At 69.9% G+C, this 23,865-nt stretch carries 26 protein-coding genes; 9 read left to right on the forward strand and 17 right to left on the reverse strand.

Annotated features, from left to right (window positions below):
- Positions 1 to 120 precede the first annotated feature (120 nt).
- The 4 genes from VMS22_06540 (at position 121) to VMS22_06555 (ending at position 2,128) form a co-directional block, all read left to right on the forward strand.
- Positions 121 to 339, forward strand: a complete 219-nt coding sequence (locus VMS22_06540) for a VOC family protein (protein HXJ33684.1) — start codon at positions 121 to 123, stop codon at positions 337 to 339.
- Positions 336 to 713 (forward strand): GFA family protein, encoded by a 378-nt coding sequence (locus tag VMS22_06545; GenBank protein ID HXJ33685.1) that lies wholly within the window; start codon positions 336 to 338, stop codon positions 711 to 713. The genes VMS22_06540 and VMS22_06545 overlap by 4 nt, the downstream gene beginning before the upstream one ends.
- A gap of 50 nt (positions 714 to 763) precedes the next feature.
- The gene (locus VMS22_06550) at positions 764 to 1,528 is read left to right on the forward strand and encodes a methyltransferase domain-containing protein (GenBank protein ID HXJ33686.1); all 765 of its coding nucleotides are present in this window, start codon (positions 764 to 766) and stop codon (positions 1,526 to 1,528) included.
- A gap of 102 nt (positions 1,529 to 1,630) precedes the next feature.
- Positions 1,631 to 2,128 carry a hypothetical protein gene (locus tag VMS22_06555; GenBank protein HXJ33687.1) on the forward strand — a complete coding sequence of 166 codons (498 nt, stop codon included), beginning with the start codon at positions 1,631 to 1,633 and terminating at the stop codon, positions 2,126 to 2,128.
- A 4-nt stretch (positions 2,129 to 2,132) separates the two neighbouring features.
- Here the strand turns inward: VMS22_06555 and VMS22_06560 are convergent, their stop codons facing one another.
- The 9 genes from VMS22_06560 to rlmN form a co-directional block, all read right to left on the reverse strand.
- On the reverse strand, positions 2,133 to 3,383 hold the full coding sequence (locus VMS22_06560; GenBank protein ID HXJ33688.1) for an SGNH/GDSL hydrolase family protein: 1,251 nt from the start codon (positions 3,381 to 3,383) through the stop codon (positions 2,133 to 2,135).
- 53 nt (positions 3,384 to 3,436) lie between these two features.
- A complete protein-coding gene (locus VMS22_06565; GenBank protein ID HXJ33689.1) occupies positions 3,437 to 4,369 on the reverse strand; it encodes an NAD-dependent epimerase/dehydratase family protein in 933 nt (310 codons plus the stop codon).
- Positions 4,366 to 5,301: a UDP-glucuronic acid decarboxylase family protein gene (locus VMS22_06570; protein HXJ33690.1), complete on the reverse strand. Its 936-nt coding sequence runs from the start codon at positions 5,299 to 5,301 to the stop codon at positions 4,366 to 4,368. The genes VMS22_06565 and VMS22_06570 overlap by 4 nt, the downstream gene beginning before the upstream one ends.
- A gap of 19 nt (positions 5,302 to 5,320) precedes the next feature.
- The gene (locus VMS22_06575) at positions 5,321 to 6,637 is read right to left on the reverse strand and encodes a UDP-glucose/GDP-mannose dehydrogenase family protein (protein HXJ33691.1); all 1,317 of its coding nucleotides are present in this window, start codon (positions 6,635 to 6,637) and stop codon (positions 5,321 to 5,323) included.
- A 34-nt stretch (positions 6,638 to 6,671) separates the two neighbouring features.
- Positions 6,672 to 7,667 (reverse strand): glycosyltransferase family 2 protein, encoded by a 996-nt coding sequence (locus VMS22_06580; GenBank protein ID HXJ33692.1) that lies wholly within the window; start codon positions 7,665 to 7,667, stop codon positions 6,672 to 6,674.
- Positions 7,664 to 8,584 carry a PfkB family carbohydrate kinase gene (locus VMS22_06585; GenBank protein HXJ33693.1) on the reverse strand — a complete coding sequence of 307 codons (921 nt, stop codon included), beginning with the start codon at positions 8,582 to 8,584 and terminating at the stop codon, positions 7,664 to 7,666. Before VMS22_06585 ends, VMS22_06580 begins: the two co-directional genes overlap by 4 nt.
- Positions 8,581 to 9,447: an S-methyl-5'-thioadenosine phosphorylase gene (gene mtnP / locus VMS22_06590; GenBank protein ID HXJ33694.1), complete on the reverse strand. Its 867-nt coding sequence runs from the start codon at positions 9,445 to 9,447 to the stop codon at positions 8,581 to 8,583. The genes VMS22_06585 and mtnP overlap by 4 nt, the downstream gene beginning before the upstream one ends.
- A gap of 72 nt (positions 9,448 to 9,519) precedes the next feature.
- A complete protein-coding gene (locus tag VMS22_06595; GenBank protein ID HXJ33695.1) occupies positions 9,520 to 10,458 on the reverse strand; it encodes a diacylglycerol kinase family protein in 939 nt (312 codons plus the stop codon).
- A gap of 5 nt (positions 10,459 to 10,463) precedes the next feature.
- On the reverse strand, positions 10,464 to 11,537 hold the full coding sequence (gene rlmN / locus VMS22_06600; protein HXJ33696.1) for a 23S rRNA (adenine(2503)-C(2))-methyltransferase RlmN: 1,074 nt from the start codon (positions 11,535 to 11,537) through the stop codon (positions 10,464 to 10,466).
- 73 nt (positions 11,538 to 11,610) lie between these two features.
- On the opposite strand from rlmN, the gene VMS22_06605 reads away from it, so the two are divergent.
- From VMS22_06605 to VMS22_06620, 4 genes are read left to right on the forward strand one after another with little or no spacing between them, the layout of a single operon-like run.
- Positions 11,611 to 12,000: a PspC domain-containing protein gene (locus tag VMS22_06605; protein HXJ33697.1), complete on the forward strand. Its 390-nt coding sequence runs from the start codon at positions 11,611 to 11,613 to the stop codon at positions 11,998 to 12,000.
- 42 nt (positions 12,001 to 12,042) lie between these two features.
- Entirely contained in the window at positions 12,043 to 12,534 is a 492-nt protein-coding gene (locus VMS22_06610; protein HXJ33698.1) for a sigma-70 family RNA polymerase sigma factor, read from the forward strand.
- Positions 12,531 to 12,902, forward strand: coding sequence for a hypothetical protein (locus tag VMS22_06615; protein HXJ33699.1), 372 nt, complete (start codon positions 12,531 to 12,533; stop codon positions 12,900 to 12,902). The genes VMS22_06610 and VMS22_06615 overlap by 4 nt, the downstream gene beginning before the upstream one ends.
- Positions 12,903 to 12,906: 4 nt before the next feature.
- Positions 12,907 to 13,224 carry a PspC domain-containing protein gene (locus VMS22_06620; protein ID HXJ33700.1) on the forward strand — a complete coding sequence of 106 codons (318 nt, stop codon included), beginning with the start codon at positions 12,907 to 12,909 and terminating at the stop codon, positions 13,222 to 13,224.
- Here the strand turns inward: VMS22_06620 and VMS22_06625 are convergent.
- The 8 genes from VMS22_06625 to mdh form a co-directional block, all read right to left on the reverse strand.
- Positions 13,221 to 14,876, reverse strand: coding sequence for a hypothetical protein (locus VMS22_06625; protein ID HXJ33701.1), 1,656 nt, complete (start codon positions 14,874 to 14,876; stop codon positions 13,221 to 13,223). The genes VMS22_06620 and VMS22_06625 overlap by 4 nt on opposite strands.
- Before the next feature lie 88 nt (positions 14,877 to 14,964).
- Positions 14,965 to 15,399, reverse strand: coding sequence for a nucleoside-diphosphate kinase (gene ndk, locus VMS22_06630; protein HXJ33702.1), 435 nt, complete (start codon positions 15,397 to 15,399; stop codon positions 14,965 to 14,967).
- The gene (gene sucD / locus VMS22_06635; protein HXJ33703.1) at positions 15,396 to 16,286 is read right to left on the reverse strand and encodes a succinate--CoA ligase subunit alpha; all 891 of its coding nucleotides are present in this window, start codon (positions 16,284 to 16,286) and stop codon (positions 15,396 to 15,398) included. Before sucD ends, ndk begins: the two co-directional genes overlap by 4 nt.
- Positions 16,287 to 16,297: 11 nt before the next feature.
- Positions 16,298 to 17,464: an ADP-forming succinate--CoA ligase subunit beta gene (gene sucC / locus VMS22_06640; GenBank protein HXJ33704.1), complete on the reverse strand. Its 1,167-nt coding sequence runs from the start codon at positions 17,462 to 17,464 to the stop codon at positions 16,298 to 16,300.
- A gap of 9 nt (positions 17,465 to 17,473) precedes the next feature.
- Positions 17,474 to 18,256: a succinate dehydrogenase/fumarate reductase iron-sulfur subunit gene (locus VMS22_06645; GenBank protein ID HXJ33705.1), complete on the reverse strand. Its 783-nt coding sequence runs from the start codon at positions 18,254 to 18,256 to the stop codon at positions 17,474 to 17,476.
- Entirely contained in the window at positions 18,256 to 20,169 is a 1,914-nt protein-coding gene (locus tag VMS22_06650; protein ID HXJ33706.1) for a fumarate reductase/succinate dehydrogenase flavoprotein subunit, read from the reverse strand. The genes VMS22_06645 and VMS22_06650 overlap by 1 nt, the downstream gene beginning before the upstream one ends.
- Entirely contained in the window at positions 20,166 to 20,828 is a 663-nt protein-coding gene (locus VMS22_06655) for a succinate dehydrogenase cytochrome b subunit (GenBank protein ID HXJ33707.1), read from the reverse strand. Before VMS22_06655 ends, VMS22_06650 begins: the two co-directional genes overlap by 4 nt.
- 66 nt (positions 20,829 to 20,894) lie before the next feature.
- The gene (gene mdh, locus VMS22_06660; protein ID HXJ33708.1) at positions 20,895 to 21,851 is read right to left on the reverse strand and encodes a malate dehydrogenase; all 957 of its coding nucleotides are present in this window, start codon (positions 21,849 to 21,851) and stop codon (positions 20,895 to 20,897) included.
- Positions 21,852 to 22,267: 416 nt separating this feature from the next.
- Between mdh and VMS22_06665 the strand changes: the two genes are divergently transcribed.
- Positions 22,268 to 23,857 (forward strand): hypothetical protein, encoded by a 1,590-nt coding sequence (locus VMS22_06665; protein HXJ33709.1) that lies wholly within the window; start codon positions 22,268 to 22,270, stop codon positions 23,855 to 23,857.
- Positions 23,858 to 23,865 lie beyond the last annotated feature (8 nt).

A 23,865-nucleotide genomic window follows, 5' to 3' on the forward strand; every position in this document is an offset into this window, starting at 1 on the left:
CGTCGAGAAGCTGAGCGACGCGCTCACCTTCTACGAGCAGCGCCTCGGCTTCTCGCGTGACTTCGTCTACGGGGACTTCTACGCGAGCGTGTCCCGCGGTGGGGCCGTCATCCACCTGAAGTGCGCACCCAAGCTCGAGGCGGAGCGCGTCCATCGCCGATCGGAGACCATCTCGACGCGTACCTCGCCGTCTCCGGGGTCCGGGAGCTGCACGACGAGCTCGTCGGTCGCGGGGCGCCGATCACGAAGGCCCTCGAGCAGAGACCCTGGGGCGCGCGCGACTTCTACGTCGAGGATCCCGACGGCTACATCCTGTGCTTCTTGGAAGCCGTCACGTGACGACCTATCGCGGCTCCTGCCACTGCGGTCGCACCCGATTCGAGGTCGATCTCGACCTCGATCACGTCCGGTCGTGCGACTGCTCGATCTGTCGGCGGCGGGGAGCGCTCATCCATCGAGTGGAAGCCGATCGGCTCCGGCTGCTGACGCCCCTGGAAGACCTGACGCTCTACCAGTGGGGCACGCGCACGGCCGAAGACTACTTCTGTCCAACGTGCGGCATCCTGCCGTTTCGGCGACCGCGTCACCGCACGTCCAAGGAAATGGCCGGGGGTGTACCCGAGTTCTCCGGATGGAGTATCAACGTCCGGTGTCTGGACGGCGTCGACCTCGATGCCGTTCCGGTCAGGCGCGTCTTCGGGAGTAGACTCTGAGCGATGCGGGCGGATACGTCCTCGGGCATTCCGATCGCGAGATCGAGCGCCTGGCCGCGCAGGCGCGACTCATCGATCCCATCACGCGAGCCTTCTTCCAGGAGGCGGGGCTCGCCGGCGGCATGCGCGTGCTCGACGTAGGCAGCGGCGCGGGCGACGTCGCATTCCTGGCGGCGGAGCTGGTGGGCAGCGCCGGTGAGGTCGTCGGCGTGGACCGCTCTCCGGTCGCGCTCGCGTCGGCGCGAGAGCGCGCGGCAGCCCGGTCCCTTCGCAACGTGTCGTTCCACGAGGGCGACCCGACCGCGATGACGTTCGAGCGACCCTTCGATGCCGTCGTCGGCCGCTACGTCCTGCAGTTCCAGCAGGACCCTGCTGGAATGCTCCGGCGTCTCGCCGCCCATCTGCGGCCCGGCGGTACGATCGTCTTCCACGAGCTCGATTGGGACGGTGTCCGTTCAGCGCCGCCGGCACCGACGTACGACCGGTGCTGCCGTTGGATCGGCGAGGTGATTCGCGCGTCCGGCGCCGACAACAGCATGGGCGCCAAGCTCGGCTCGGTGTTCGTCGCCGCGGGGCTTCAGGTTCCAACCATGCGACTCCAGGCCGTGCTCGGGAGCGGCGTCAACTGCGCCGATGCCGTGCAGCTGGCGGCGAGCGTCGCGCGCACGCTCCTTCCGGCGATGGAGCAATTCGGGGTCGCGACCGCGGCGGAGGTCGGCGTCGACACGCTCGCCGAGCGAATGGTCGCCGAGGCCGTCGCGAACGGGAGCGCGATCATCGCGCGATCGGAGATCGGCGCGTGGTCCCGCGTGTGACGCTGGCGACCCGTTTGGTCCCTAACGTGCATCGCGATCGCGGTTGCGTCGGCGGACAGGAGCGCGCTAGCGTACCCGCGAACTCCAGCAGGCGGTGACGACATGGCGACGAAGGCGTTCAGGGAGTGCCTGATCGACGTCTATCGCGGCGAGGTCGCGGGTGAGGCCGTGTTCGGCGGCATGCTCGGGAAGGCGGAGGACGTTCAGCAGCGATACGTCCTCGGCTCGCTGTTCCAGCTCGAGACCGAGGGCAAGGCGATCATCCGCCCGCTCCTCATGCGACTCGACCTCTCGATGCTCGAGGATCCCGAGGGCAGAGCCGGAGGCATGTCGGGCGCCGACGGCCTGAACGCCCTTCCCTGGGCGGAGCGTTTCGGCGCGATCCAGGAGATCGTGAAGGCGAACTACCTGCCGCGCTACCTGGAGCTCGCGACGCTCGTGTCGGCGGACGAGGATCCGGAGGCGGCGCGCATCGCGACCTTCATGGGCAGGCACGAGCGCGCGGTCGTCGAGGTGGCGGCGAACGTCCTCGCGGGCAAGCCGGATCCGGTCGCGCCGGTCGCGGCGCTGCTGACCTTCCCCCTGCCGCGTCCCGCCTGACCGCCTACGGCGTTCGATCGAGAACGGCCTCGCAGACGTCCGCCCGGATCGCATGGCCGCCGCAGCCGAGATGCCGGCCGTCGGTGTCCCGCCACATGACGGAAGCGTCCCACGTCGCGGGCATCCACGAATCGAAGTCCACGACCCGCTCGGCCGGGACGGAGGCGCGAATGAGCGCGTTGAGCGCCTGGATCTCCGGATTGTAGTCGACCGGATCCGGGGGCGAATAGATCGGTGGCACGGTCGCAACGAACGGCACCACGCAGTCGCCGTTCGCATGACACCAGGCCGCCGCCTGATCGTAGAGCTGTTGCAGGTTTGCCCAGGCCGCCTCCGCGGTCCCCACTACGATGTCGTTCGTCCCGAGGGAGATGAGGACGGCGTCGGGATCGAATGCCGCGAGCAACGGAGCGAGGACGTCGCCCGCGACCCACGAGGCGGCGGACGATCCGAAATCGCCCTCGTCGAGGATGGTCACGTCGAGCGGATCGTACCGGCTCTGCAACACGATCGGGTACGCGCACGCGATGAAGGTGGTGTTCGAGTCCCCGACCATCATCCATTCCCGGACGCCGTTCCCGTTCCCGTCGGCCACGCAACCAATGCACGCGGGCGCGGTCGTCGAGGTCGGCGGCGTGGTCGTCGACGTGGTGGTCGTGGTGGTGGCGGTCAGCAACGCCGTGACGGTCCCGTCGACGAATGCATCGACCGTCGAAGCGACCCCCGCGCACGATACCGGCACCAGGCATCCGCCCGCGGCGTTCGCGCCGAGGCATCGCCCCTGGAAGGAGCGATCACACCCGTCGAGACAGGCCGACGACACGGGCACGCTCTGCCGGATCGCGGTCGCGTGACACTTGAGGCGGCAGGACGCACGCCGGCCGGCGTACTGGTACTGCTTGCCCGTGCACGCGCTCCGTCCGGCGAGCCCGAGCGTACCCTCCAGCGCGACGACGAGCGCGCCGACCTGGTCGGCGACCGCACCCTCGTCCCCGGCGACGATGCAGTCCCCCTTGCGATCGGCGCGGGCCCAGGCGAGCCCCAGCTTCGAGCGGCATCGATCGTGGCAGTCCGAGCTGGGGCCAGAGCCGCTGCGCAACGCGGCGGCGTCACAGCGCGCCCTGCACAGACTCTCCTTCCCAGCCGCGTTCGCCTTGTCGCTCGGACAGAGTCGACCGGACGCATGCGACGCTGCGGGTCCTGCGAGCGCGACGGCGAGGAGCGCGCCCACGAGTGTGCCCGTGCGGACATGCATGCACGGGGACCATCGTTCCGGGACCACGTCCTGTCAACCCGAAAGTCGGGCCGTCAGCCGTCGCGGTCCTGCTTCTGCCGGAAGAACTCCACAGTGCGACGCAGCCCGTCCTTGATGGGCACCTCGGGCTTCCACCCGAACGCCGCCGCGGCATGCCGGACGTCGACCACGCTGCGGCGCTGCTCGCCCGGCTTCGCCGGACCGTGGCGCACCTCGCTCTTGCTCGCCGAGACCTCGAGCAGCAGCGCCGCCAGGCGGTTCACGTCGGTCTCGACGCCGGTGCCGATGTTGACCGGACCCGTCGCGTCCTTCTCCAGTGCGAGCAGGCTCATACGCGCGACGTCGCCCACGTAGACATAGTCGCGCGTCTGCGTGCCGTCGCCGTTCACCGTGACGGGCTCGCCGCGCAGCATCTTGCCCGAGAAGATCGCGACGACCCCCGCCTCGCCGTGCGGATCCTGCCGCGGGCCGTAGACGTTGGCGTAGCGGAAGGCGCAGAACGGGAGCTTGTACTCGCTCATGAAGAAGTAGGCGTACAGCTCGCTCGCCCGCTTCGAGACGCCGTAGGGGCTCACGGGCCAGGTCGGATGCGTCTCCGGCGCCGGGAACGCCTCCTGCTCGCCGTAGACCGCGCCGCCCGACGACACGAGCAGCACCTTCTTCACCTGCGCGTCGCGCGCCGCCTTCAGCAGCTCGATCGTGCCGAGGATGTTCGTGCGCGCGTCGAAGATCGGGTCGGCGACCGACTTCCGCACGTCCATCTGGGCGGCGTGATGGTTCAGGACGTCGGGCTTCTCGGCACGGATGAGATCGGCGGTCTTGGGATCGAGGATGTCGAGCTCGAAGAAGCGCGCTTTCGGGTTCAGGTTCTCGCGCTTCCCGGTCGCGAGGTTGTCGACGACCAGGACCTCGTGGCCGGCCGACAGACACAGGTCCACCACGTGCGAGCCGATGAAGCCCGCACCGCCCGTCACCAGGATCTTCATACCTTGCCCTTGAAGTACTCGATCGTCTTGCGCAGGCCGTCTTCGAGGCCCACCTTCGGTTCCCAGCCGAGGAGCTTCCGGGCGCGCGTGATGTCGGGGTTCCGCACCTTCGGGTCGTCGACCGGCAGGGGGCGGAAGACGATCTCGCTCTTCGAGCCGGTGAGCGCTCTGATCTTCTCGGCGAACTGCAGGATGGTCGTCTCGGTCGGGTTGCCGAGGTTCACCGGGCCCTTGTCGTAGTCCGAGCGCAGCAGGCGCACGATCCCCTCGACCAGGTCGGCCACGTAGCAGAAGCTGCGCGTCTGCGAGCCGTCGCCGTACACGGTGATGGGCTCGCCGCGGAGCGCCTGCGCCGCGAAGTTCGGCACGACACGCCCGTCGTTGAGCCGCATACGCGGGCCGTGCGTGTTGAAGATGCGCACGATGCGCGTCTGCACGCCGTGCGTGCGGTGGTAGGCCATGGTCATGGCCTCGGCGAAGCGCTTCGCCTCGTCGTACACGCCGCGCGGGCCGATGGGGTTCACGTTTCCCCAGTAGTCCTCGTTCTGCGGGTGCACGAGCGGATCGCCGTAGCATTCCGACGTCGACGCGAGCAGGAAGCGCGCGTTCTTCACCTTGGCGAGGCCGAGGGCCTTGTGCGTGCCGAGCGAGCCGACCTTGAGGGTCTGGATCGGCTTCTCGAGGTAGTCGACCGGGCTCGCCGGCGACGCGAAGTGCAGGATCGCGTCGACCGCGCCCGCGACGTAGATGTAGTTCGTCACGTCCTGCTGGATGAACGAGAAACGCGGATTCGCGAACAGGTGCGCGATGTTGTCCGGCGACCCCGTGAGGAAGTTGTCCATGCAGATCACGTCGTCGCCGTCGGCCAGGAAGCGCTCGCAGAGGTGCGAGCCGATGAATCCCGCGCCGCCGGTGATGAGCACCCGTCCCATGGCCGCCCCTCCCCTCGCCCTACGACGGCCGGACGACGACGCGCCCAATCGGGAAATACGTGAAGCCGTGCTCCCGCATGACCTCGGGCTCGTAGATGTTGCGGCCGTCGAAGATGATCGGCCGCTTGAGAAGCGACTTCATGCGATCGAAATCCGGGCGCCGGAATTCGCTCCACTCGGTCACGATGAGGAGCGCATCGGCGCCGGCGAGCGCCTCGTAGTTCACGCGATGGTAGGTCACGCGGTCGCCGAAGACGCTGCGCGCCTGCGTCAGCGCCTCGGGGTCGTGCACGGCGACCTCGGCCCCGTGGTCGAGAAGCCCGTTGATCACCGTCAGCGCCGGCGCCTCGCGCATGTCGTCGGTGCGCGGCTTGAAGGCGAGGCCCCAGATGGCGAAGCGCTTGCCGCGCAGATCGGTGCCGAACTCGGTCACGATCTTCTCGACCAGGCGCCGCTTCTGCGCGTCGTTCACTTCCTCCACGGCGTTGAGGAGCGGGAACATCATCCCGTTCTCGTGCGCGGTGTGGATGACGGCCTGCACGTCCTTGGGGAAGCAGGAGCCGCCGTAGCCGACGCCGGGGAAGAGGAAGTGATGCCCGATCCGCCGGTCGTACCCGATGCCGCGCCGCACGTAGTCGACGTCGGCGCCCACGCGCTCGCAGAGGTTCGCGATCTCGTTCATGAACGAGATGCGCGTCGCGAGGAGCGCGTTGGCGGCGTACTTCGTCATCTCGGCGCTGGCGTTGTCCATCTCGAGGATGGGGGCGCCCGTGCGCACGAACGGCTCGTAGAGCTCGCGCATCACTTTGAAGGCCTCGGGCGACGCGGCCCCGATCACCACGCGATCGGGCTTCAGGAAGTCCTCGATCGCGGCGCCCTCCTTCATGAACTCCGGGTTCGACACGACGTCGAAGGGATGCTTCGTGATCGGCTCCATCTCGTGGCGGATCTTCAGGTGCGTCCCGACGGGCACGGTGCTCTTGGTCACGACCACGCGATGGCCGTCCATCGTCTCGGCGATGCCGCGCGCCACGGCGAGCACGGCGGAGAGGTTCGCCGAGCCGTCTTCGCGCTCGGGCGTGCCGACGGCGACGAAACAGACGCGGCTCTTGCGCACGGCGTCCGGCAGGTCGGTCGTGAACGCGAGCCGGCCCTCGGCGACGTTGCGCCGGATCAGCTCTTCCAGGCCGGGCTCGTAGATCGGCACCTCACCGCGCCGCAGCGCTTCGATCTTCGCCGCGACGTTGTCGACGCACATGACGTCGTTGCCGCCCTCCGCGAAGCAAGTACCGGCGACGAGCCCGACGTAGCCCGTTCCAACTACGCAGAGCTTCATGCGCGGAGAGCCTTACTTGCGGTTTCCCGGGATGTCAATGCAAACGCTCCACCGCGTCGCTCACGGCAGCCACGCGGCCGTCGCGAATCTCGCGCACGCGAAAGATCGGCTTCTCCTGCGACTCGTGGTACGTGCGCATGAGGATCTCGCCGAGGAGTCCGATGGAGACGAACTGCACGCCGACGATGCCGAGCAGCAGCGCGAGGAGGACGATGGGGCGTCCGCCGAGGGGAGTGCGAAGGACGATGCGCTCGAAGCCGAGCCACGCCACGAGGCCGAAGCCGGCGATCGTGAACAGTGCGCCGAGGAGGCCGAAGAGCTGGATCGGGCGTGTGGAGAACCCGGACAGGAACCGCACGGTCACGAGGTCGAGCACGACGCGCATGACGCGTCCGAGGCCGTACTTCGACTGCCCCGCCGTACGTGGCCGGTGGTTCACCGGCAGCTCCACGACGCGTGCGCCCATCTCGGCGGCGAGCGCCGGAATGAAGCGGTGGAGATCCCCGTAGAGGGGCAGCTCCTTTGCGATCGGCATTCGCATGACCCGCAGCGTGCAGCCGTAGTCGTGCAGCCGCGTTCCGGTGACGCGCGAGATCAGCCGGTTTGCGAGCTGCGACGGGAGTCGGCGCCGCAGGTAGCCGTCCTTGCGGTCGATGCGCCACCCGTTGACGACGTCGACGTCGTCGCCGAGCGCCGCCAGGAGCTGCGGGATGTCGTGCGGGTCGTTCTGCCGGTCGGCGTCCATCGTGACGAGGAGCTCGCCGCGCGCGTGCGCGATGCCGGCGGCGAGCGCCGCCGTCTGCCCGTAGTTCCGCGCCAGCCGCACGATGCGCAGGCGCCCCTCCTCCGCCTGGAGCGCCGCGAGCCGCGCGAAGCTCCGGTCCGTGCTGCCGTCGTCGACGACGACGATCTCGGCCGGCTCCCCGAGGTCGTCGAGCACCTCCCCGAGCTCGCGCACGAGCGCGTCCACGCTCTCCTCTTCGTTGAAGAGCGGGATCACGACCGATAGGTGCGGCGACGACGTGATCAGAACTCCGTCAGGGCCACGAACTGGCGATAGCGCTGTTCGATCGCATCGCGCTCGAGGGTCCGCATGCGACGTCCCCCGAAGTCTTCGACGACGAACGACGCGAGCACGCTGCCGTAGACGATGGCCCGCCGCACGTTCGGCGTCGCGAGGTCGCCGCTGGCGGCGAGATGGCCGAGGAGGCCACCGGCGAACGTGTCGCCGGCCCCGGTCGGGTCGAAGACTTCCTCGAGCGGGAACGCCGGCACGGCGAACACCGAGCCGGGCGAGAAGAGGATGGCGCCGTACTCGCCGCGCTTGACCAGCACGCTCTTCGCCCCGAGCCCGAGGATGCGCCGCGCGGCACGGGCCACGTTCGTCTCGCGCGAGAGCTGCCGCGCCTCCTCGTCGTTGATGACGAGCAGATCGACGCGCGGGAGCAGCGCCTCCAGCGGTGCGCGCGCCTCGTCGATCCAGTGGTTCATCGTGTCGAGGCCGACGAGGGTCGGGCTCGCGAACTGGTCCAGCACGCCACCCTGGAGCGTCGGGTCGATGTTGCCGAGGAAGACGAACGGCGCGCGGCGGATGGCGTCGGTCACACGCGGCTGGAAGCCCCCGAAGACGCCGAGGTCCAGGTGCAGCGTGTCACGACGGTTCATGTCCTCGTGGTAGCGCCCGTGCCAGCGGAAGGTGCGACCGGCGCGCCGCTCGAGCCCGCTGCAGTCGATGCCCCGCGACTCGAGGTAGCGCAGCGCCTCGGCCGGGAAGTCGTCGCCGATCGGCGCCACCAGCTGCACCTTCGTGAAGAAGCTCGCCGCCACGGCGAAGTGGACGGCGGAGCCGCCGAGCTCGTCGTCGGCGCGACCCGCGGGCGTCTCGAGCGTGTCGAAGGCGACCGAGCCGATGACCGCGATCGCGCCATCGTTGACCGCCGCCGTCACAGGTACTTCCCCGCGATGGGCGCCAGATCGCGGCGGACGGCCGCGGGGATCGCGTCCCGGCTCGTGATGATCGCGTTCTCGAGCGCACGCGAGCACGCACACCCGCTGCGCGCCGGGAGCCGGCCGGCGACGGCCGCGACCGTCCGCCGCGCCAGGTCGACGTTGGCGGCGAGCACGCGCAGGATGTCGTCGATCTGCACGTCCTCGTGGCCCGGGCGCCAGCAGTCGTAGTCGGTCGCGAGCGCGAGCGTCGCGAAGCAGAGCTCGGCCTCGCGCGCGAGCTTCGCCTCCTGGAGGTTCGTCATGCCGATCACGTGCGCGCCCCAGCTCCGGTAGAGGTTCGACTCGGCGCGGGTCGAGAAGTGGGGCCCCTCCATGCAGACGTACACGCCGCCCGAGTGGACGGTCGCACCCTGGGCGCGGGCCGCGTCTCCCAGCGCGCGCGACAGCGGCGCGCAGAACGGGTCCGCGAACTGGACGTGCGCCACCACGCCGTGCCCGAAGAAGGTGCTCTCCTCGGTGCGTCCGCGCGTGCGGTCGATGAACTGGTCGGGCACGACCACGTGTCCTGGTGCGATCTCCTCCCGCAGCGATCCCACGGCGCTCACCGCCACCACCCACTCGGCGCCGAGCGTTTTCAACGCGCACAGGTTCGCCCGAAACGGCAGCTCGCTCGGCAGCAGGCGATGCCCGCGGCCGTGGCGCGGCAGGAACGCGAGGCGGGTGCCGCCGAGCCGCCCGACGACGATCTCGTCGGAGGGCTCCCCGAACGGCGTCCGCAGGCGCACGCGATCGACGTCCGCCAGCCCCGGAAGCTCGTAGAGTCCGCTTCCGCCGATGACGCCGAGGGTGGGTTCGCTCATGCAGGCCGCCCGCCCCGGCGGCGCGCGCATGGTACGGAATCGACACGCGAACGCAACCTCGTCGGCCGCATGTCAGCCACGGATGAGCGTCACCCGGAACGGCACGTCGACCTCGCAGCGCACGACCGGCTCGAGGATGTCGCCGTCGAGCATGATGTGCGTCGAGCGGGCGAAATCGATGGACAGTCGCTGGCCGAAGCTGTCGTACAGCTCGGGCTCGCCGGTCGGGAAGCCACGGTAGACGCGCACGACGCGGCGGATGAGGCGGCGTGCCGGGATCGGCCCCCCGATCACGTGGAAGAAGCCGCGCTTGCGCAGTGCCAGGTACGTCGGCTTGAAGCCGAGCGCGATCTGGTCGACCGTGCCCGCGAAGAAGAACGTGAAGAGGCGAAACGGCAGCGCGTCACCGTCGCAGTCGATGTCGGCCTCGACCGCCTGGAACACCGCGCGCGAGATGTGCGTGCCGAACATGGCCGACAGGATCATCTTCGAGAGGAGCTTCGTCGCCTGCCACGGCCCCTGCCGGTCGAGCGCGTAGTACGTACGCAGGAAGTTGACGGCGGTCCCGAACGAGAGCAGGAAGCCCAGCTCGGTGCCGTTCACGCGCAGCACGTCGCGCTCGGTCGTGACGTGCGTGTGCCCGCGCCGCTCGTCGCGCACGACGCGCGCCAGCACCTGCTCGGGCGTGCCGCGGCGTCCCGCCGTCGCGTCCGCGATGTAGTTGATCGTCCCCGCGCGGAGCGGGAGAAGGACCGGTAGCGGACGGTCCCCGTACACCTTGTGGAATTCGGTGAGCGTGCAGTGGTCGCTGCCGTCGCCGCCGCACACGGCCAGGATGTCGACCCCCCGCTCGGCGAACTCGCGCGCGACGTCGCCGATCGCCGCCAGGTTCGGCGTCACGCGCACGACGCCGTCGCTGCCGAGGATCTCCGACATGCGCCGTTCGCGATCGGGGGCGACCGTGCGGTTGCCCTTCGCGTGCGGATTGACGACGACGCCGATGCCGCCCACGGTCGCTACGCCGCCGGCCGCGCCGTCGCGAGCTGTCCGCAGGCCGCCTGGATGTCCCGACCCCGGCTCTCGCGGACCGTGGCGTGGACGCCGCGACCCAGCAGGATCTGCTGGAAGCGGGCGATGCGGGCGCGCGGGCTCGGCATGAATCGCGTCCCGGGAAAGGGATTGAAGGGGATCAGGTTCACCTTGGCGCGCATGCCGTGGAGCAGCTCCACCAGCCGGCGGGCGTCGGCCTCGGCGTCGTTCTCGCCGGCGAGCATGACGTACTCGAAGGTGATCCGCTTGCGACGCGGGATCGGCACCTCGCGACACGCCGCCAGGAGCGCGGCCAGCGGGTAGCGCCGGTTCACGGGAACGAGGCGCTCGCGCTGCGCGTCGGTCGTGCCGTGCAGCGAGACGGCGAGGTTCACGCGCGTCTCGGCGATGAAGCGCGGCACGAGCGGCGCGAGCCCGACGGTCGACACGGTGATCCGGCGCGGCGAGATCGCGTAGCCCCACTCCGCCGTGAGGATGCCCGTGGCCGTGCGGACCGCGTCGTAGTTCGCGAGCGGCTCGCCCATGCCCATGAGCACGACGTTCGTGATGGCCTCGGGTGCCGCGACCGCCTGCGCCGCCTGCACCTGCCCCACGATCTCGCCCGCGCGCAGGTTCCGCACGAGCCCCATCTGCGCCGTCGCGCAGAAGCCGCAGCCCATGCCGCAGCCGGCCTGGCTCGAGATGCACAGGGTCAGACGATCGCGCGCGCCGCTCGGGCGTCCTGTCTGCGGGATCAGCACGCTCTCGATCGCGGCGGGCCGCTGCCCGTTCTCGGTCGTCCCCGGAAGATGGAAGAGGAGCTTCCGCGTTCCGTCGGCGGCGTTCTCGACGTGGGCCGGCACGAGGCGCCGCACCTCGAACACCTCGGCGAGCTTCGCCCGCAGCGTCTTCCCGAGGTTCGACATGGCGGCGAAGTCGTCGACGCCGCGGCGGTGCACCCACGCGAGCACCTGTGCGGCGCGGTAGCGGGGCTCGCCCGCCTGCTCGCACCAGGCCTGCGCGACGGCGAGGTCCAGGTCTTGTATGTCCGCGAGCGCCATGCGGAATCGGGATACTATCCTGCCGGGTGAACCTCCGCGACCCGGGCCGCGTACTACGGGGCGAGGAGGATTCATGGACGAGACCCAACCGCGACGCCCCTGCCCGTTCTGCGCCGAGGACATCGCCGCCGCGGCGATTCGCTGCCCGCACTGCCGGAGCCGGCTCGCGATGCTCGACGCCGGCGCGTGGCGCCGCGACCATCCGGAGCGCCGGGTCGCCGGCGTGGCGGCGGCCGTCGCCCACGCCACCGCCGTTCCGGTCGGCGCGGTGCGCCTCGGCTTCGGCGTGCTCACCTTCATCCATTTCCTCGGCCCGATGCTGTACGCCATCGGCTGGCTGATGATCCCCCGCACGGCGGGCGAGCCGTCTCAGGTCGAAGGGCTGCTCGACGACGCGGCGGCGATGCTGCGTCGCTGGCGCCACGGATCGTCGACGCCTTTTTCGGGGGGCCCGGCCGCATGATAGCGGGGCGCACAGCCCGAGATGCCGTCCGACGAGGACTTGATGGCGGCCGTCGCGAGCGGCGATCCGCAGGCCCTGGAGAGCCTGTGCCGGCGGTATGAGCGCCCGCTGCACCGGTTCCTGTGGCGCCACCTCGGCGGCCGCGACGTCGACGACCTCTATCAGGAGACGTGGCTGCGCGTCCTCCGCGCCGCCGATCGCTTCGACCGCCGGAGACGTTTCTCGACCTGGCTCTTCCAGATCGCCGTCAACCTCTGTCGCGACTGGCATCGCCGTCCGCCGCCCGACCCGGTCGATCCCTCGACCCTCGACGGCGCCGCGCCCGACACGGCCGAACGCCAGGGCGCGGCGCTCGACGCGGCGCGCCTCCTCTCGGCGCTGCCCGCGCCGCAGCGCGAGGCCGTCCTGCTGCGCTACTATCACGATCTCCCGGAGGACGAGGTCGCGGAGATCCTCGGCGTCCCACGCGGGACGGTGAAGAGCCGCCTCCACCACGCCGTCATGAATCTCAAATCCCTCGCGAGGACCGCGTGAGCGAGCGCGACGAGATCCGCACGCTGCTGGGCGCGCTCGACGTGCCGCCGCCCGGCGATCTCACGCCGCGCGTCTTGGCGGCCGCGGCGCCGCTGCTCGCGGTACACGCTCGCCGGGTGCGGTGGCGCACCTGGCTCCGCCCGTTCGCGGCGGCGCTGGTGCCGCTGCCGTTCGTCCTCGCCTTCGACGTGACGGTGCTCCGCTGGCTGCACGACGTCCTCGGAACGCTGCTCCCCGCGGCCCTCACCACCTACCTCGTGACGCAGTACGCGATCGTCCTCGTCCTGATCCTCGCCCTCACCTACGCGGCGGTCCCGGTGCTGGCCGAGCGCCAGCTCCGGGCGGCCCTGCAGGAGGCGCATGCTTGACGCCATGAAGCGCTGTCCACATTGCGCGGAGGAGATCCGCGCCGAGGCGGTCAAGTGCCGCTACTGCGGCAGCATCGTCGACGGCCACGCCCTCACGCGCACCTGGTATCGCTCGCGCGAGCAGCGCCGCATCGCCGGCGTGTGCGCGGGGCTCGCGCAGGAGTTCGGCGTCTCCGTCACCGTCGTCCGTCTCGCGTTCGTGCTCGGCACCGTGTTCAGCCTCGGCATCGCCGGGCCAGTCATCTACGCCGTGCTCTGGGTCATCATGCCGTATCGTCCGACGTCCGACTGGACGCGAGACGAGCTGCCGCCACCACCCTAGGGCGCGCGCAGCACGCCCTTCTTGCCGACGGCACGGAAGGGGGCGGTGACCGCGGCGCACCGGCTCTCCGCTTCGCTGCGGAGCCCGAGCGTCACGTCGATGCTGCCGGCAGCCGGGGTCGTGAGCTGGGTCCGCTTGCCTGCGATCGAGACCTTGGCGGCGCCGCCCCTGGCGAGCTTCACCGCGATCTTGGCGAGGCCCCGCGCCACCGTGCCCGCCCGGTCCTTGAAGCGGAAGGCGCGCTTCTTTCCGACCAGGCGGCCCGCCGGTAGCGTCGCACAGAACAGCTCGCCGTGCGCGCCGCGGAGCTGGACCTCCAGCGCCTGCGTGCGGAGATCGACGCCGGACAATCCGGGGATCATCGACTTCAGCTTGAGGGCGGTGGTGTCGCTCGGGCCCGGCTTCAGCCGGCCGGATCGCAGCGTCAGCGTCTGACGCTGCGATCCGGTGCAGCACGACGGGTCCTCGGCATCGGTGAGGCCGTTGCCGTCGTCGTCGAGACAGTTGCCGCAGTCCTCGGCGCCTCCCGGGAGCGTGGTCGTGGTGACCGGAGGGAGCTGGACCGGGCTCAGGAAGCGGGCGGCTCCGTTGCCGCGTCCACCCGCGACGGCGACGTCGAAAACGGTCGCCCCGGCGGTCGTGAACGGCGCCCGCACGAAGGCGGTGTGCGCGTCGTTGTCGCCGCCGCCGCCGAGGATGGCGAGCTGTCCATCGGGGCTGATCCCGACGTCCTCGAAGCCGCGGGCGGCGTTGAAGCTCGCCGGCAGAGCGATCGGCTCCACCACCGAGGCGCCGCTGAACGGCGCGGTGATCGACCAGAGGTTCGGCGCGGCGGTCGTCGTCACGAGCGCCCGGCTTGCGTCCGGCAGCATGACGATGCCGGAGAGGTTCAAGAGGGCGGGCATCGCGCCGTTGGACGCACCCGCAATGTCCAGGGGATCAAAGGTGGACATGGCCGAGAGCGGCGCCGTGAAGATCCGCACGCGGCCCTGGGTCGTACCGACCGTCAGCTCCGGCACGAGCAGCTTCGTCCCGTCGGGCGTGACGGCCACCGACACGCATTGCGGTGAGGGCAGCGGAATCGTGAACGCGATCGTCGTGTACGGCGGATCGAGCACCGACACGCCGGTGCCGTGACAGACGTAGGCCCGATCCGAGGCGTCGAAGGCCACGCCCTCCGTCGCGAAGGCGGCGAGGAGATCGGGCAGCGGCACGGTGCCGATCGTCGGCGGCGACGTCAGCGGCAACGGGATGACGGCGAGCGTGGAGGTGCCCGAGAACCCCGACGAGACGGCGAGGACGAAGGTGCGGGCGTTGTTCACCGCGAGCGTGGCCCTGCCGGTGTACGTGGCGGTGGTGTCGATCGTGTCGATGACCGAGGCGGTGGAGGCGCGCACGACGAATACGCGCGGCGAGAGGAAGTCGCCCACGAGGCAGGTGTCGTCGTCGATGCAGGTGACGCCGTGCGGCCGCAGGGGCGCCGACGGCAGCCCCGTCACCGGTGTCGCTGTCGGGGCAGGCAGGCCGGTGCCGGGCGTCGGGAAGATGAGGATGTCGTCGCCGCCGTTGGCCTTGGTGAGGATCGCTTGCGACCACGCACCGGACGCGAGACCGAGCAGCAGGACACCGGCGAGGACCGACCTTCGGAGCATTCGAGCCAGGTGGCAGTTACCGTGCCGTGAACGAAACGGTCAAGCGAAAATCGGTGGCGCACCGAACCGGAGAACGCGCGAGCGGATGCTATGGCGCCGCGGTTGCGCCCGGCAGCTCGAGCCCCGGGAAGAAGAAGGCGATCTCGGCGCGGGCCGTCTCGGGTGCATCCGAGCCGTGCGACGCGTTCTTCTCGACGTCGGTCCCGAACTCGCCGCGCACGGTGCCCTTGGGCGCCTTCTTCGAATCGGTCGGCCCCATGAGGTCACGCCAGCGCTTGATGGCGTCGTCGCCCTCGAGGACGCCGACGAAGACGGGGCCCGACGTCATGAAGCGCTTGAGGTCGCCGAAGAAGGGCCGCTCCTTGTGGACGGCGTAGAACCGCCCGGCCTGCTCGTCCGTGAGCTGCGTGATGCGCCCGGCGACGATCACGAGACCCGAGGCCTCGATCATCGCGAGCACCTTGCCGAGGACGCGCTTCGCGATCGCGTCCGGCTTGACGATGAAGAACGTCCGCTGGCTCATTTCAACAGCCCTGCCTTTCGCATCGCCGCTTGCATGGTGACGCCGAGCTCGGCGGGGCTCGGCGCGATGTGGACGCCGGCGGCCTCGAGCGCCGCGATCTTCTCGGCCGCCGTGCCCTTGCCGCCCGCGATGATGGCGCCCGCATGGCCCATCCGCTTGCCCTTCGGCGCGGTCTGCCCGGCGATGAAGCTCACGACCGGCTTCTTCACGTTGGCCTTGATGAAGGCGGCCGCCTCTTCCTCGGCGGAGCCGCCGATCTCGCCGATCATGATGACGGCGTCGGTGTCGGGGTCGTCGTTGAAGAGGCGCAGCGCATCCACGAAGCCGGTGCCGATGATGGGATCGCCGCCGATCCCGATGCAGGTCGACTGGCCGATGCCGAGCTGCGTCAGCTGGTAGACGGCCTCGTAGGTGAGCGTCCCGCTGCGCGACACGACGCCGACGCGACCCGGCGTGTGGATGTAGCCGGGCATGATGCCGATCTTGCACTTCGCGCCCGGCGTGATGACGCCGGGGCAGTTGGGCCCGATGACGCGCACCGGACGGCCCTCGAGCGCGCGCTTCACGCGCACCATGTCGATCACCGGGATGCCCTCGGTGATGCACACGACCAGGCGGACGTCGGCGTCTGCCGCTTCGAGGATCGCATCGGCTGCGCCCGGCGGCGGCACGTAGATGACGGCCGCGTTCGCGCCCGTCACCTTCACGGCCTGCGCGACGGTGTCGAAGATCGGAATGCCCTCGAAGTCGGTCCCGCCGCGGCCGGGCGTCACGCCCGCGACCATCTGCGAGCCGTATTCCTTGCACAGGCGCGTGTGGAGCTGCCCCGTCGCACCCGTAATGCCCTGCGTGAGGACGCGCGTGTTCTTGTCGACGAGCACCGCCATCGTCGCCTCCCCTACGCCGCGCGTCCCGCCGCCGCGACGGCCTTCTTGGCGCCGTCCTGCATGTCGGACGCCGAGATGATGTCGAGACGCGACTCCGCGAGAATCTGCTTGCCCTTGTCGACGTTCGTCCCCTCCATCCGCACGACGAGCGGCACCTTGAGGCCGACCTCGCGCGCCGCGGCGACAACGCCCTCGGCCAGCACGTCGCAGCGCAGGATGCCGCCGAAGATGTTGATGAAGATCGCCTTCACGGCCGCGTCGGAGAGGATGATCTTGAAGGCGGCCTTCACCTTCTCGGTGTTGGCGCCGCCGCCCACGTCGAGGAAGTTGGCCGGGCTCCCGCCCGCCGCCTTGACCGAATCCATGGTCGCCATCGCGAGGCCGGCGCCGTTCACCATGCAGCCGATGTTGCCGTCGAGCGCGATGTACGAGAGGTCGAACTTCGCCGCCTCGGTCTCGCGCGGATCCTCCTCGTTGACGTCCCGCAGCTCCTTCACGTCGGGGTGACGGAAGAGCGCGTTGTCGTCGAAGCTGATCTTGGCGTCGAGCGCGACCAGGTCGCCGGCGGCCGTCACGACCAGCGGGTTGATCTCGACCAGCGACGCGTCGAGGTCGACGAAGGCGCGGGCGAGCGCGGTGAGGAACGGGACCCCCTTGCCGAGCTGCTCCTTCGAGAGGCCGAGCCCGAAGCACAGGCGGCGGGCCTGGTACCCCGCGAGCCCCACCACGGGATCGACGATCTCGCGCAGGATCTTCTCGGGCGTTCGCGCCGCGACCTCCTCGATCTCGACGCCGCCCTCGGTCGACGCCATGACGGTCACGCGCCCGACCGCGCGATCGACGACGATGCCGAGGTAGAGCTCGCGCGCGATCCGACAGCCCTGCTCGACGAAGAGCCGGCGCACGACGCGGCCCTGGGGCCCGGTCTGATGCGTGACGAGCGTCTTGCCGAGGATCTCGGTTGCGGCCGCTCGCGCGCCGGCGACGTCCTTCACGATCTTCACGCCGCCCGCCTTGCCGCGCCCGCCGGCGTGGATCTGCGCCTTCACGGCGCACGGAAACCCGAGCTTCTCGGCCGCCGCCACGGCCTCGTCGACCGTGAAGCACGCCTGCCCCTGCAGGGTCGCCACGCCGTAGCGTCGCAGGAGGTCCTTCGCCTGATGCTCGTGGATGTTCATTCCGCTCCCTCACCCGGCTCCGCCGGTGGCCGCCTGTGCCGGCCGCCGCCCGCGCCGAAGACGCGCCCGCAGGAAGTCGGCGTTCATCTGTCCGATGAAGCGCACGCTGATGCCCTTCGGACACGCGGCCTCGCACTCGCCGTGGTTCGTACACCCGCCGAAGCCCTCGCCGTCCATCTGCCCCGTCATCGCGAGCACGCGATCCCAGCGCTCGGGCTGCCCCTGGGGCAGGAGCCCCAGGTGCGCGACCTTCGCGGCCGTGAAGAGGGACGCCGACGCGTTCGGACACGCGGCGACGCACGCCCCGCACCCGATGCAGGTGGCGGCGTCGAAGGCCAGGTCCGCGTTCTCCTTCGGGATGGGGATCGCGTTGGCGTCGGGCGCGCTGCCGGTCGGCGCGGTCACGAAGCCACCCGCCCCGATGATGCGATCGAACGCGCCGCGATCGACGACGAGGTCCTTCACGATCGGAAAGGCCTTCGCGCGCCACGGCTCGATGACGATCGTGTCGCCGTCCTTGAACTTCCGCATGTGGAGCTGGCAGGTCGTCGTACGCGGCTGGCCGCCGTGCGGGTGCCCGTTGATGACCACGCCGCACGTACCGCAGATGCCTTCGCGACAGTCGTGGTCGAAGGCGATCGGCTCCTCGCCCTTCTTCACCAGGTCCTCGTTCACCACGTCCAGCATCTCGAGGAACGACATGTGCGGGTCGACGCCCGTCGCCTGGTAGGTGACGAAGCGCCCCGCCGAGTCGCGGTCCTTCTGGCGCCAGACGTGGAGCGTCAGGTTCATCACTTGTAGCTCCGGGTGGCGAGGTGGACGTTCTCGAATGCGAGCGGCTCCTCGTGCCGCGTCTGCGGCCGGTCCGCGCCGCACCACTCCCACACCGCGACGTGACAGAAGCGCTCGTCGTTGCGGAGCGCTTCGCCGTCCGGCGTCTGGTACTCCTCGCGGAAGTGTCCGCCGCACGACTCCTCGCGTGCCAGCGCGTCGCGGCACATGAGCTCCCCGAGTTCGAAGAAGTCGGCGACCCGCCCCGCCATCTCGAGCGACTGGTTGAGGTCGGCCCCCGCGCCGGGGACGGTCACGTTCTTCCAGAACTCCTGCCGCAGGGCGGGAATCTTCTCGATCGCGGCAGTGAGACTCGCCTTGGTGCGCGCCATGCCGCAGTGCTCCCACATGATGCGCCCGAGCTCGCGGTGGAACGACATCACCGTGCGGTTGCCGCGCACCGCGAGCAGGCGCTCGATGCGTTCGCGCACGGCCGCCTCGGCCGCCCGGCACTCCGCGTGCGTCGCGTCCATGCCGCCCGGCTTCACGCCGGCGAGGAAGTTGCCGATCGTGTACGGCAGCACGAAGTAGCCGTCGGCAAGCCCCTGCATGAGCGCGCTCGCTCCCAGGCGGTTCGCGCCGTGGTCCGAGAAGTTCGCCTCGCCGGCCACGAAGAGACCCGGGATCGTGCTCATGAGGTCGTAGTCGACCCAGAGCCCGCCCATCGTGTAGTGCGTCGCCGGGTAGATGCGCATCGGCACGGCGTAGGGATCCTCGCCGGTGATGCGCTCGTACATCTCGAAGAGGTTGCCGTACTTCTCGGCGATGGCTTCGCGGCCCAGTCGGCCGATGGCGTCGGCGAAGTCGAGATAGACGCCGAGCCCGCCCGGACCGACGCCGCGCCCCTCGTCGCAGACGCGCTTGGCGGCGCGCGACGCGATGTCGCGCGGCGCCAGGTTGCCGTAGCTCGGATACATGCGCTCGAGGTAGTAGTCGCGCTCCGGGTCGGGGATCTGGGCCGGCGCGCGTGTGTCGCCCGCTTTGAGGGGCACCCAGATCCGCCCGTCGTTGCGCAGCGACTCGCTCATGAGCGTCAGCTTCGACTGGTACTCGCCCGACACGGGGATGCAGGTCGGGTGGATCTGCGTGTAGCACGGGTTCGCGAAGCCCGCGCCCTTCTTGTGGGCGCGCCAGATGGCGGTGGCGTTGCAGCCCTTCGCATAGGTCGCGAGGAAGAAGACGTTGCCGTAGCCGCCGGTCGCGAGCACGACCGCGTCGCCGACGTGCGATGCGATCTCGCCCGTCACCATGTCGCGGACGACGATGCCGCGTGCGCGGCCGTCGACGACCACCAGCTCGAGCATCTCGTGCCGCGCGTACATCTGCACCCGCCCGCACCCGATCTGCCGCTCCAGCGCCTGGTAGGCGCCCAGCAGGAGCTGCTGGCCGGTCTGCCCGCGCGCGTAGAACGTGCGCGAGACCTGGGCGCCGCCGAACGAGCGGTTGTCGAGCAGGCCACCGTACTCGCGCGCGAAGGGCACGCCCTGTGCGACGCACTGGTCGATGATGTTCACCGACACCTCGGCGAGCCGGTAGACGTTCGCCTCGCGCGAGCGGAAGTCACCGCCCTTGATCGTGTCGTAGAACAGGCGCCGCACGCTGTCGCCGTCGTTGCGGTAGTTCTTGGCGGCGTTGATGCCGCCCTGCGCGGCGATCGAGTGCGCCCGGCGGGGGCTGTCCTGGTAGCAGAAGCAGCTGACGTTGTAGCCGAGCTCGGCCATCGAGGCGGCGGCGCTCGCGCCAGCGAGCCCGCTCCCGACGACGATGACGTGGTACTTCCGCTTGTTGTTGGGCGCGACGAGCTTCATCTCGAAGCGACGCGTGTCCCACTTGCGCTCGAGCGGACCCGAGGGGATGTGCGCGTCGAGGTTCATCGGACGACACCCAGGAGCACGGCGAGCGGGAAGGAGATGTTCGCGACCACCACGACCGCGGCGATGACGGTGAGCGCCCGGCGGGCGATCGCCTCGTGCCGGGGATGCGAAACCCCGAGGGTCCGCAGCAGGCTCAGCGTGCCATGCTTCAGATGCATGCCGAGCAGACACATCGCGACGACGTAGAACCCCGCCACCGGCACGATGCGGAAGCTCGCGACGACGTTGCGGTAGACGTTGCCCTCGTCGAAGCCGGGATTCACGGTGCCGAACGTGAAGTCGAGGAGGTGGTAGACGACGAACACGGCGAGGAACGCCCCGCTCCAGCGCATCGTGCGCGACGCGTACGTCGACTCGGCCGCCCGCCACTCGCGGTAGCCGACCGGGCGCGCGCCGAGGTCGAGGCGCGTGAGCGACACGGCCGCCCAGACGTGCAGGACGACGGCCGCGAGCAGGATGCCGCGCGCGATCCAGAGCCCCGCCCCGTGCAGGAGCTCGCGCAGGAAGACGGCGTACTCGTTCATCACGGTGGGTCCGAGGTAGAGCTGGAGGTTCCCCACCATGTGGAGGACGACGAACCCGAACAGGATGACGCCGGTCACCGCCATGACGATCTTGCGGCCGATCGTCGACGCCAGCAGTGCGGGCGAGGAACTCATGGCTCTTCTATTTCAGGGTAGCGAGCCTGCCGCCCGGCGCGAAATGAAATGCGCTCGCAAGAGCCATCACGCGGGCTTATTCGCCTGCGCGAGCACCTTCGCGGTCGCTTCGACGAGCTCCTTCACGTGGTCGGCGGACACGGCGAGCGCCTTCTTCTCGTCGGCGGTGAGGCCGATCTCGATCACCTTCTCGACCCCGCCCGCGCCGATCTGCACCGGCACGCCGACGTAGAGCCCCCGCAGGCCGTATTCGCCCTCGAGGTAGGCGGCGCACGGAAGGATCTTCTTGCGATCGTGGAGGTAGGCGTCGGCCATCTCGATCGCCGAGTGCGCCGGCGAATAGTACGCCGAGCCCGTCTTCAAGAGCGCGATCACCTCGGCGCCCGCCCCGCGCACGCGCTTCTCGATGGCGTCCAGGCGATCGGCCTTGACGAGCGACGCGACCGGAATGCCGTTCACCGTCGTGTGGCTGCGGATCGGCACCATGTCGTCGCCGTGCCCGCCCAGGACCATGGCCTGCACGCTCGCGACCGACACGCCCAGCTCCCAGGCGAGGAAGCAGCGGTAGCGCGAAGAGTCGAGCACGCCCGCCATCCCGACGACACGGTTCTTCGGGAAGCCGGTCTTCTCCTTCATCAGGGTCACCATCGCGTCGAGCGGATTCGAGACGACGATCACGAAGGCGTTCGGCGCGTAGCGCGTGATGTTCTCGGCGACGGTGTTGATGATCTTCGCGTTGATGCCGAGGAGGTCGTCGCGACTCATGCCGGGCTTGCGCGCCACGCCGGCCGTCACGATGCAGACCTCGGCCCCCGCGATGTCGGCATAGTCGTTGGTGCCCTTCACGACGCAGTCGAACCCTTCGACCGGCCCGGCGGCCGCCAGGTCGAGGGCCTTGCCCTGCGGCAACCCCTCGACGACGTCGAAGAGGACCACATCGCCGAGGCCCTTCGTCGCGCAGAGGTGCGCGAGTGTCCCACCGATCATGCCGGCGCCCACCAGAGCGATCTTCTTGCGAGCCATAGGAGCGGTCTCAAACTAAAAATCGGGGGCCGGCGCAAGCCGGGGGTTGGCGCAGACGGGCCGCTCGCCGTGTCCACTCGCGTGGACACGCAGTTGGACGCCCTGCCCAATCGAGCCGACGCGCGGTCCCGAACCTTGGCCGCTCCGAACGGTACGGAACGTGCTCTTCCGAGGGTATGTCGCCGTCGCAGGAAGCCGTGCAGCCCACGCCGGGGTGCCCTCTTGCCCGACGAGCAGCGCTGGCACTAGGGTCGCTCGGGACCTCGATGCGCGTGCGAATCGGTACCGTTCGCGCCTGCGCGACGCTCGCCGTCGCCGCCCTGACCGCCTGCCAGGGAGCCGATGCGGAGAGGGTCCCCATCGTAGCGCGATCGGAGAGCTTCCAGGTCCGACCTCCGCATGTCGACGAGGTGGCGGTGCAGCTCATCGACCCGGCATCCTCGACCGCGCGCGTCTTCGTTCGTCTCGCACGCGACCCGCGCTTGAAGGACACGCTCACGGTCGAGGGCGATCACGGCCCGGTGGAGCTGCACGCCGAGAAGGGGCCCAAATCCGACGCCTCCGTCCTCTTCACGGGAACCACCACCCTCGACGTCGACGCCCTGCGCAAGCGACAGGAGCTGCTCGACCGCATGGCGAGCGAGCACGGCGGCGAGCTCACCATCCCGGTCTTCGCCGGCCGCCAGCAGATCGGCGTGAAGGTCCTGCCGAAGCTTCCGATCGGGCCGCTCGTCTCGGGCGAGAAGGTCGCGCTCGACGTCGGTTGGGTGGCCCCCATGCTGATCGACGAGAAGAAGTCGCTGTTCGTCCGTGACACGAGCGTCGTCGGCGACACGACCCGCACGTACAACCCCTGCACCGGGGGTGTGGGAACCAAGCTCGGGAAGTGGACGTTCGGCTATCTCATGCAGCAGATGGCCGGCACGACCGACGCCGCGGCGATGGTGCGGAACTGGCTCGCGCAGTGGGAGACCGCGCAGACCGTGAACGGCCTCTCGATCGCGAGCCGCGGGCTCATGAAGCGCGCGATCATCGACCCGTGGCCGCGAACGACTCCGGGCGGTCCGCTCGACCTGGCCGAGGCGCCGTTCCGCCTGCTCGCGATCGTGAACCGCATCGACCTCACCGAGAACCTCTCGTACGGCTCGGGAAGCGCCGGCGAGCTGCGCTTCGTGTTCGGAGCCCTCGGCGCTCCACCGTCGTGCAAGCCGCTCCAGTTCACGGTGATCTTCGAATACGGCGTCGAACGCTCCGGTTGCATCGCGCTTCGCGATTGGGCGCGCGCGTGGGCCGACCTCTCGAGCCTCACGCCCGGAACGACCGCCTACAACGACGCGCTCGAGGTCTTGACCGAGCAGATCGTGAAGAGCGGGGCGGCGCCGGGGAATCCGAACGGGAGCGCGCTCGCCCAGCTGCGGACGAACGAGATCGACCTCCTGGACCTGGCCGCGATGCCCGGCAACCAGCTCTGGGAGCTGCGCGAGTTCCACTTGAACGACTTAGGCGCGCTCGCCCAGAGCACCGTGCGTCGCACGCCGCGACCCGAGGCCAACGGCACCGCGGACGTCTCGTCGTGGGTCACCGCCAACTCCACGCCGATCCTCAACGACCAGCCGTACGACGTGCCCCTTCAGTATCCCGGTACGGCGTCGTTCAAAGGGGGCGACGCGCTCATGGCCGAGGACACGTTCTGGCAGGGCGCCACCAGCTCGCCCATCAGCCCGTCCGAACTTCGTCACAAGTTCTCGTTCAATACGTGCTCGGGTTGTCATGCCCGCGAGACCGACACGCACTTCACGCATGTGTCGCCGAGCGGTCCCCTCGGGCAGGAGGCGCTGCTCTCGAAGTTCCTCACCGGAACGGCACCGGCGGGGGTGGACGATCCGCTCGGCGGCCCGAACCGCAACTTCGCCGACCTCGATCGGCGTCGCGGCATCCTCGACGGTATCGCAAACCGCTCTTGCATCTTCCTCATCCCCCACGTCCCACCCGGCATGTCGCACTGAGGTAGCGT

The organism is Candidatus Eisenbacteria bacterium (assembly GCA_035577985.1).
GTDB lineage: Bacteria > Desulfobacterota > Binatia > DP-6 > DP-6 > DATJZY01.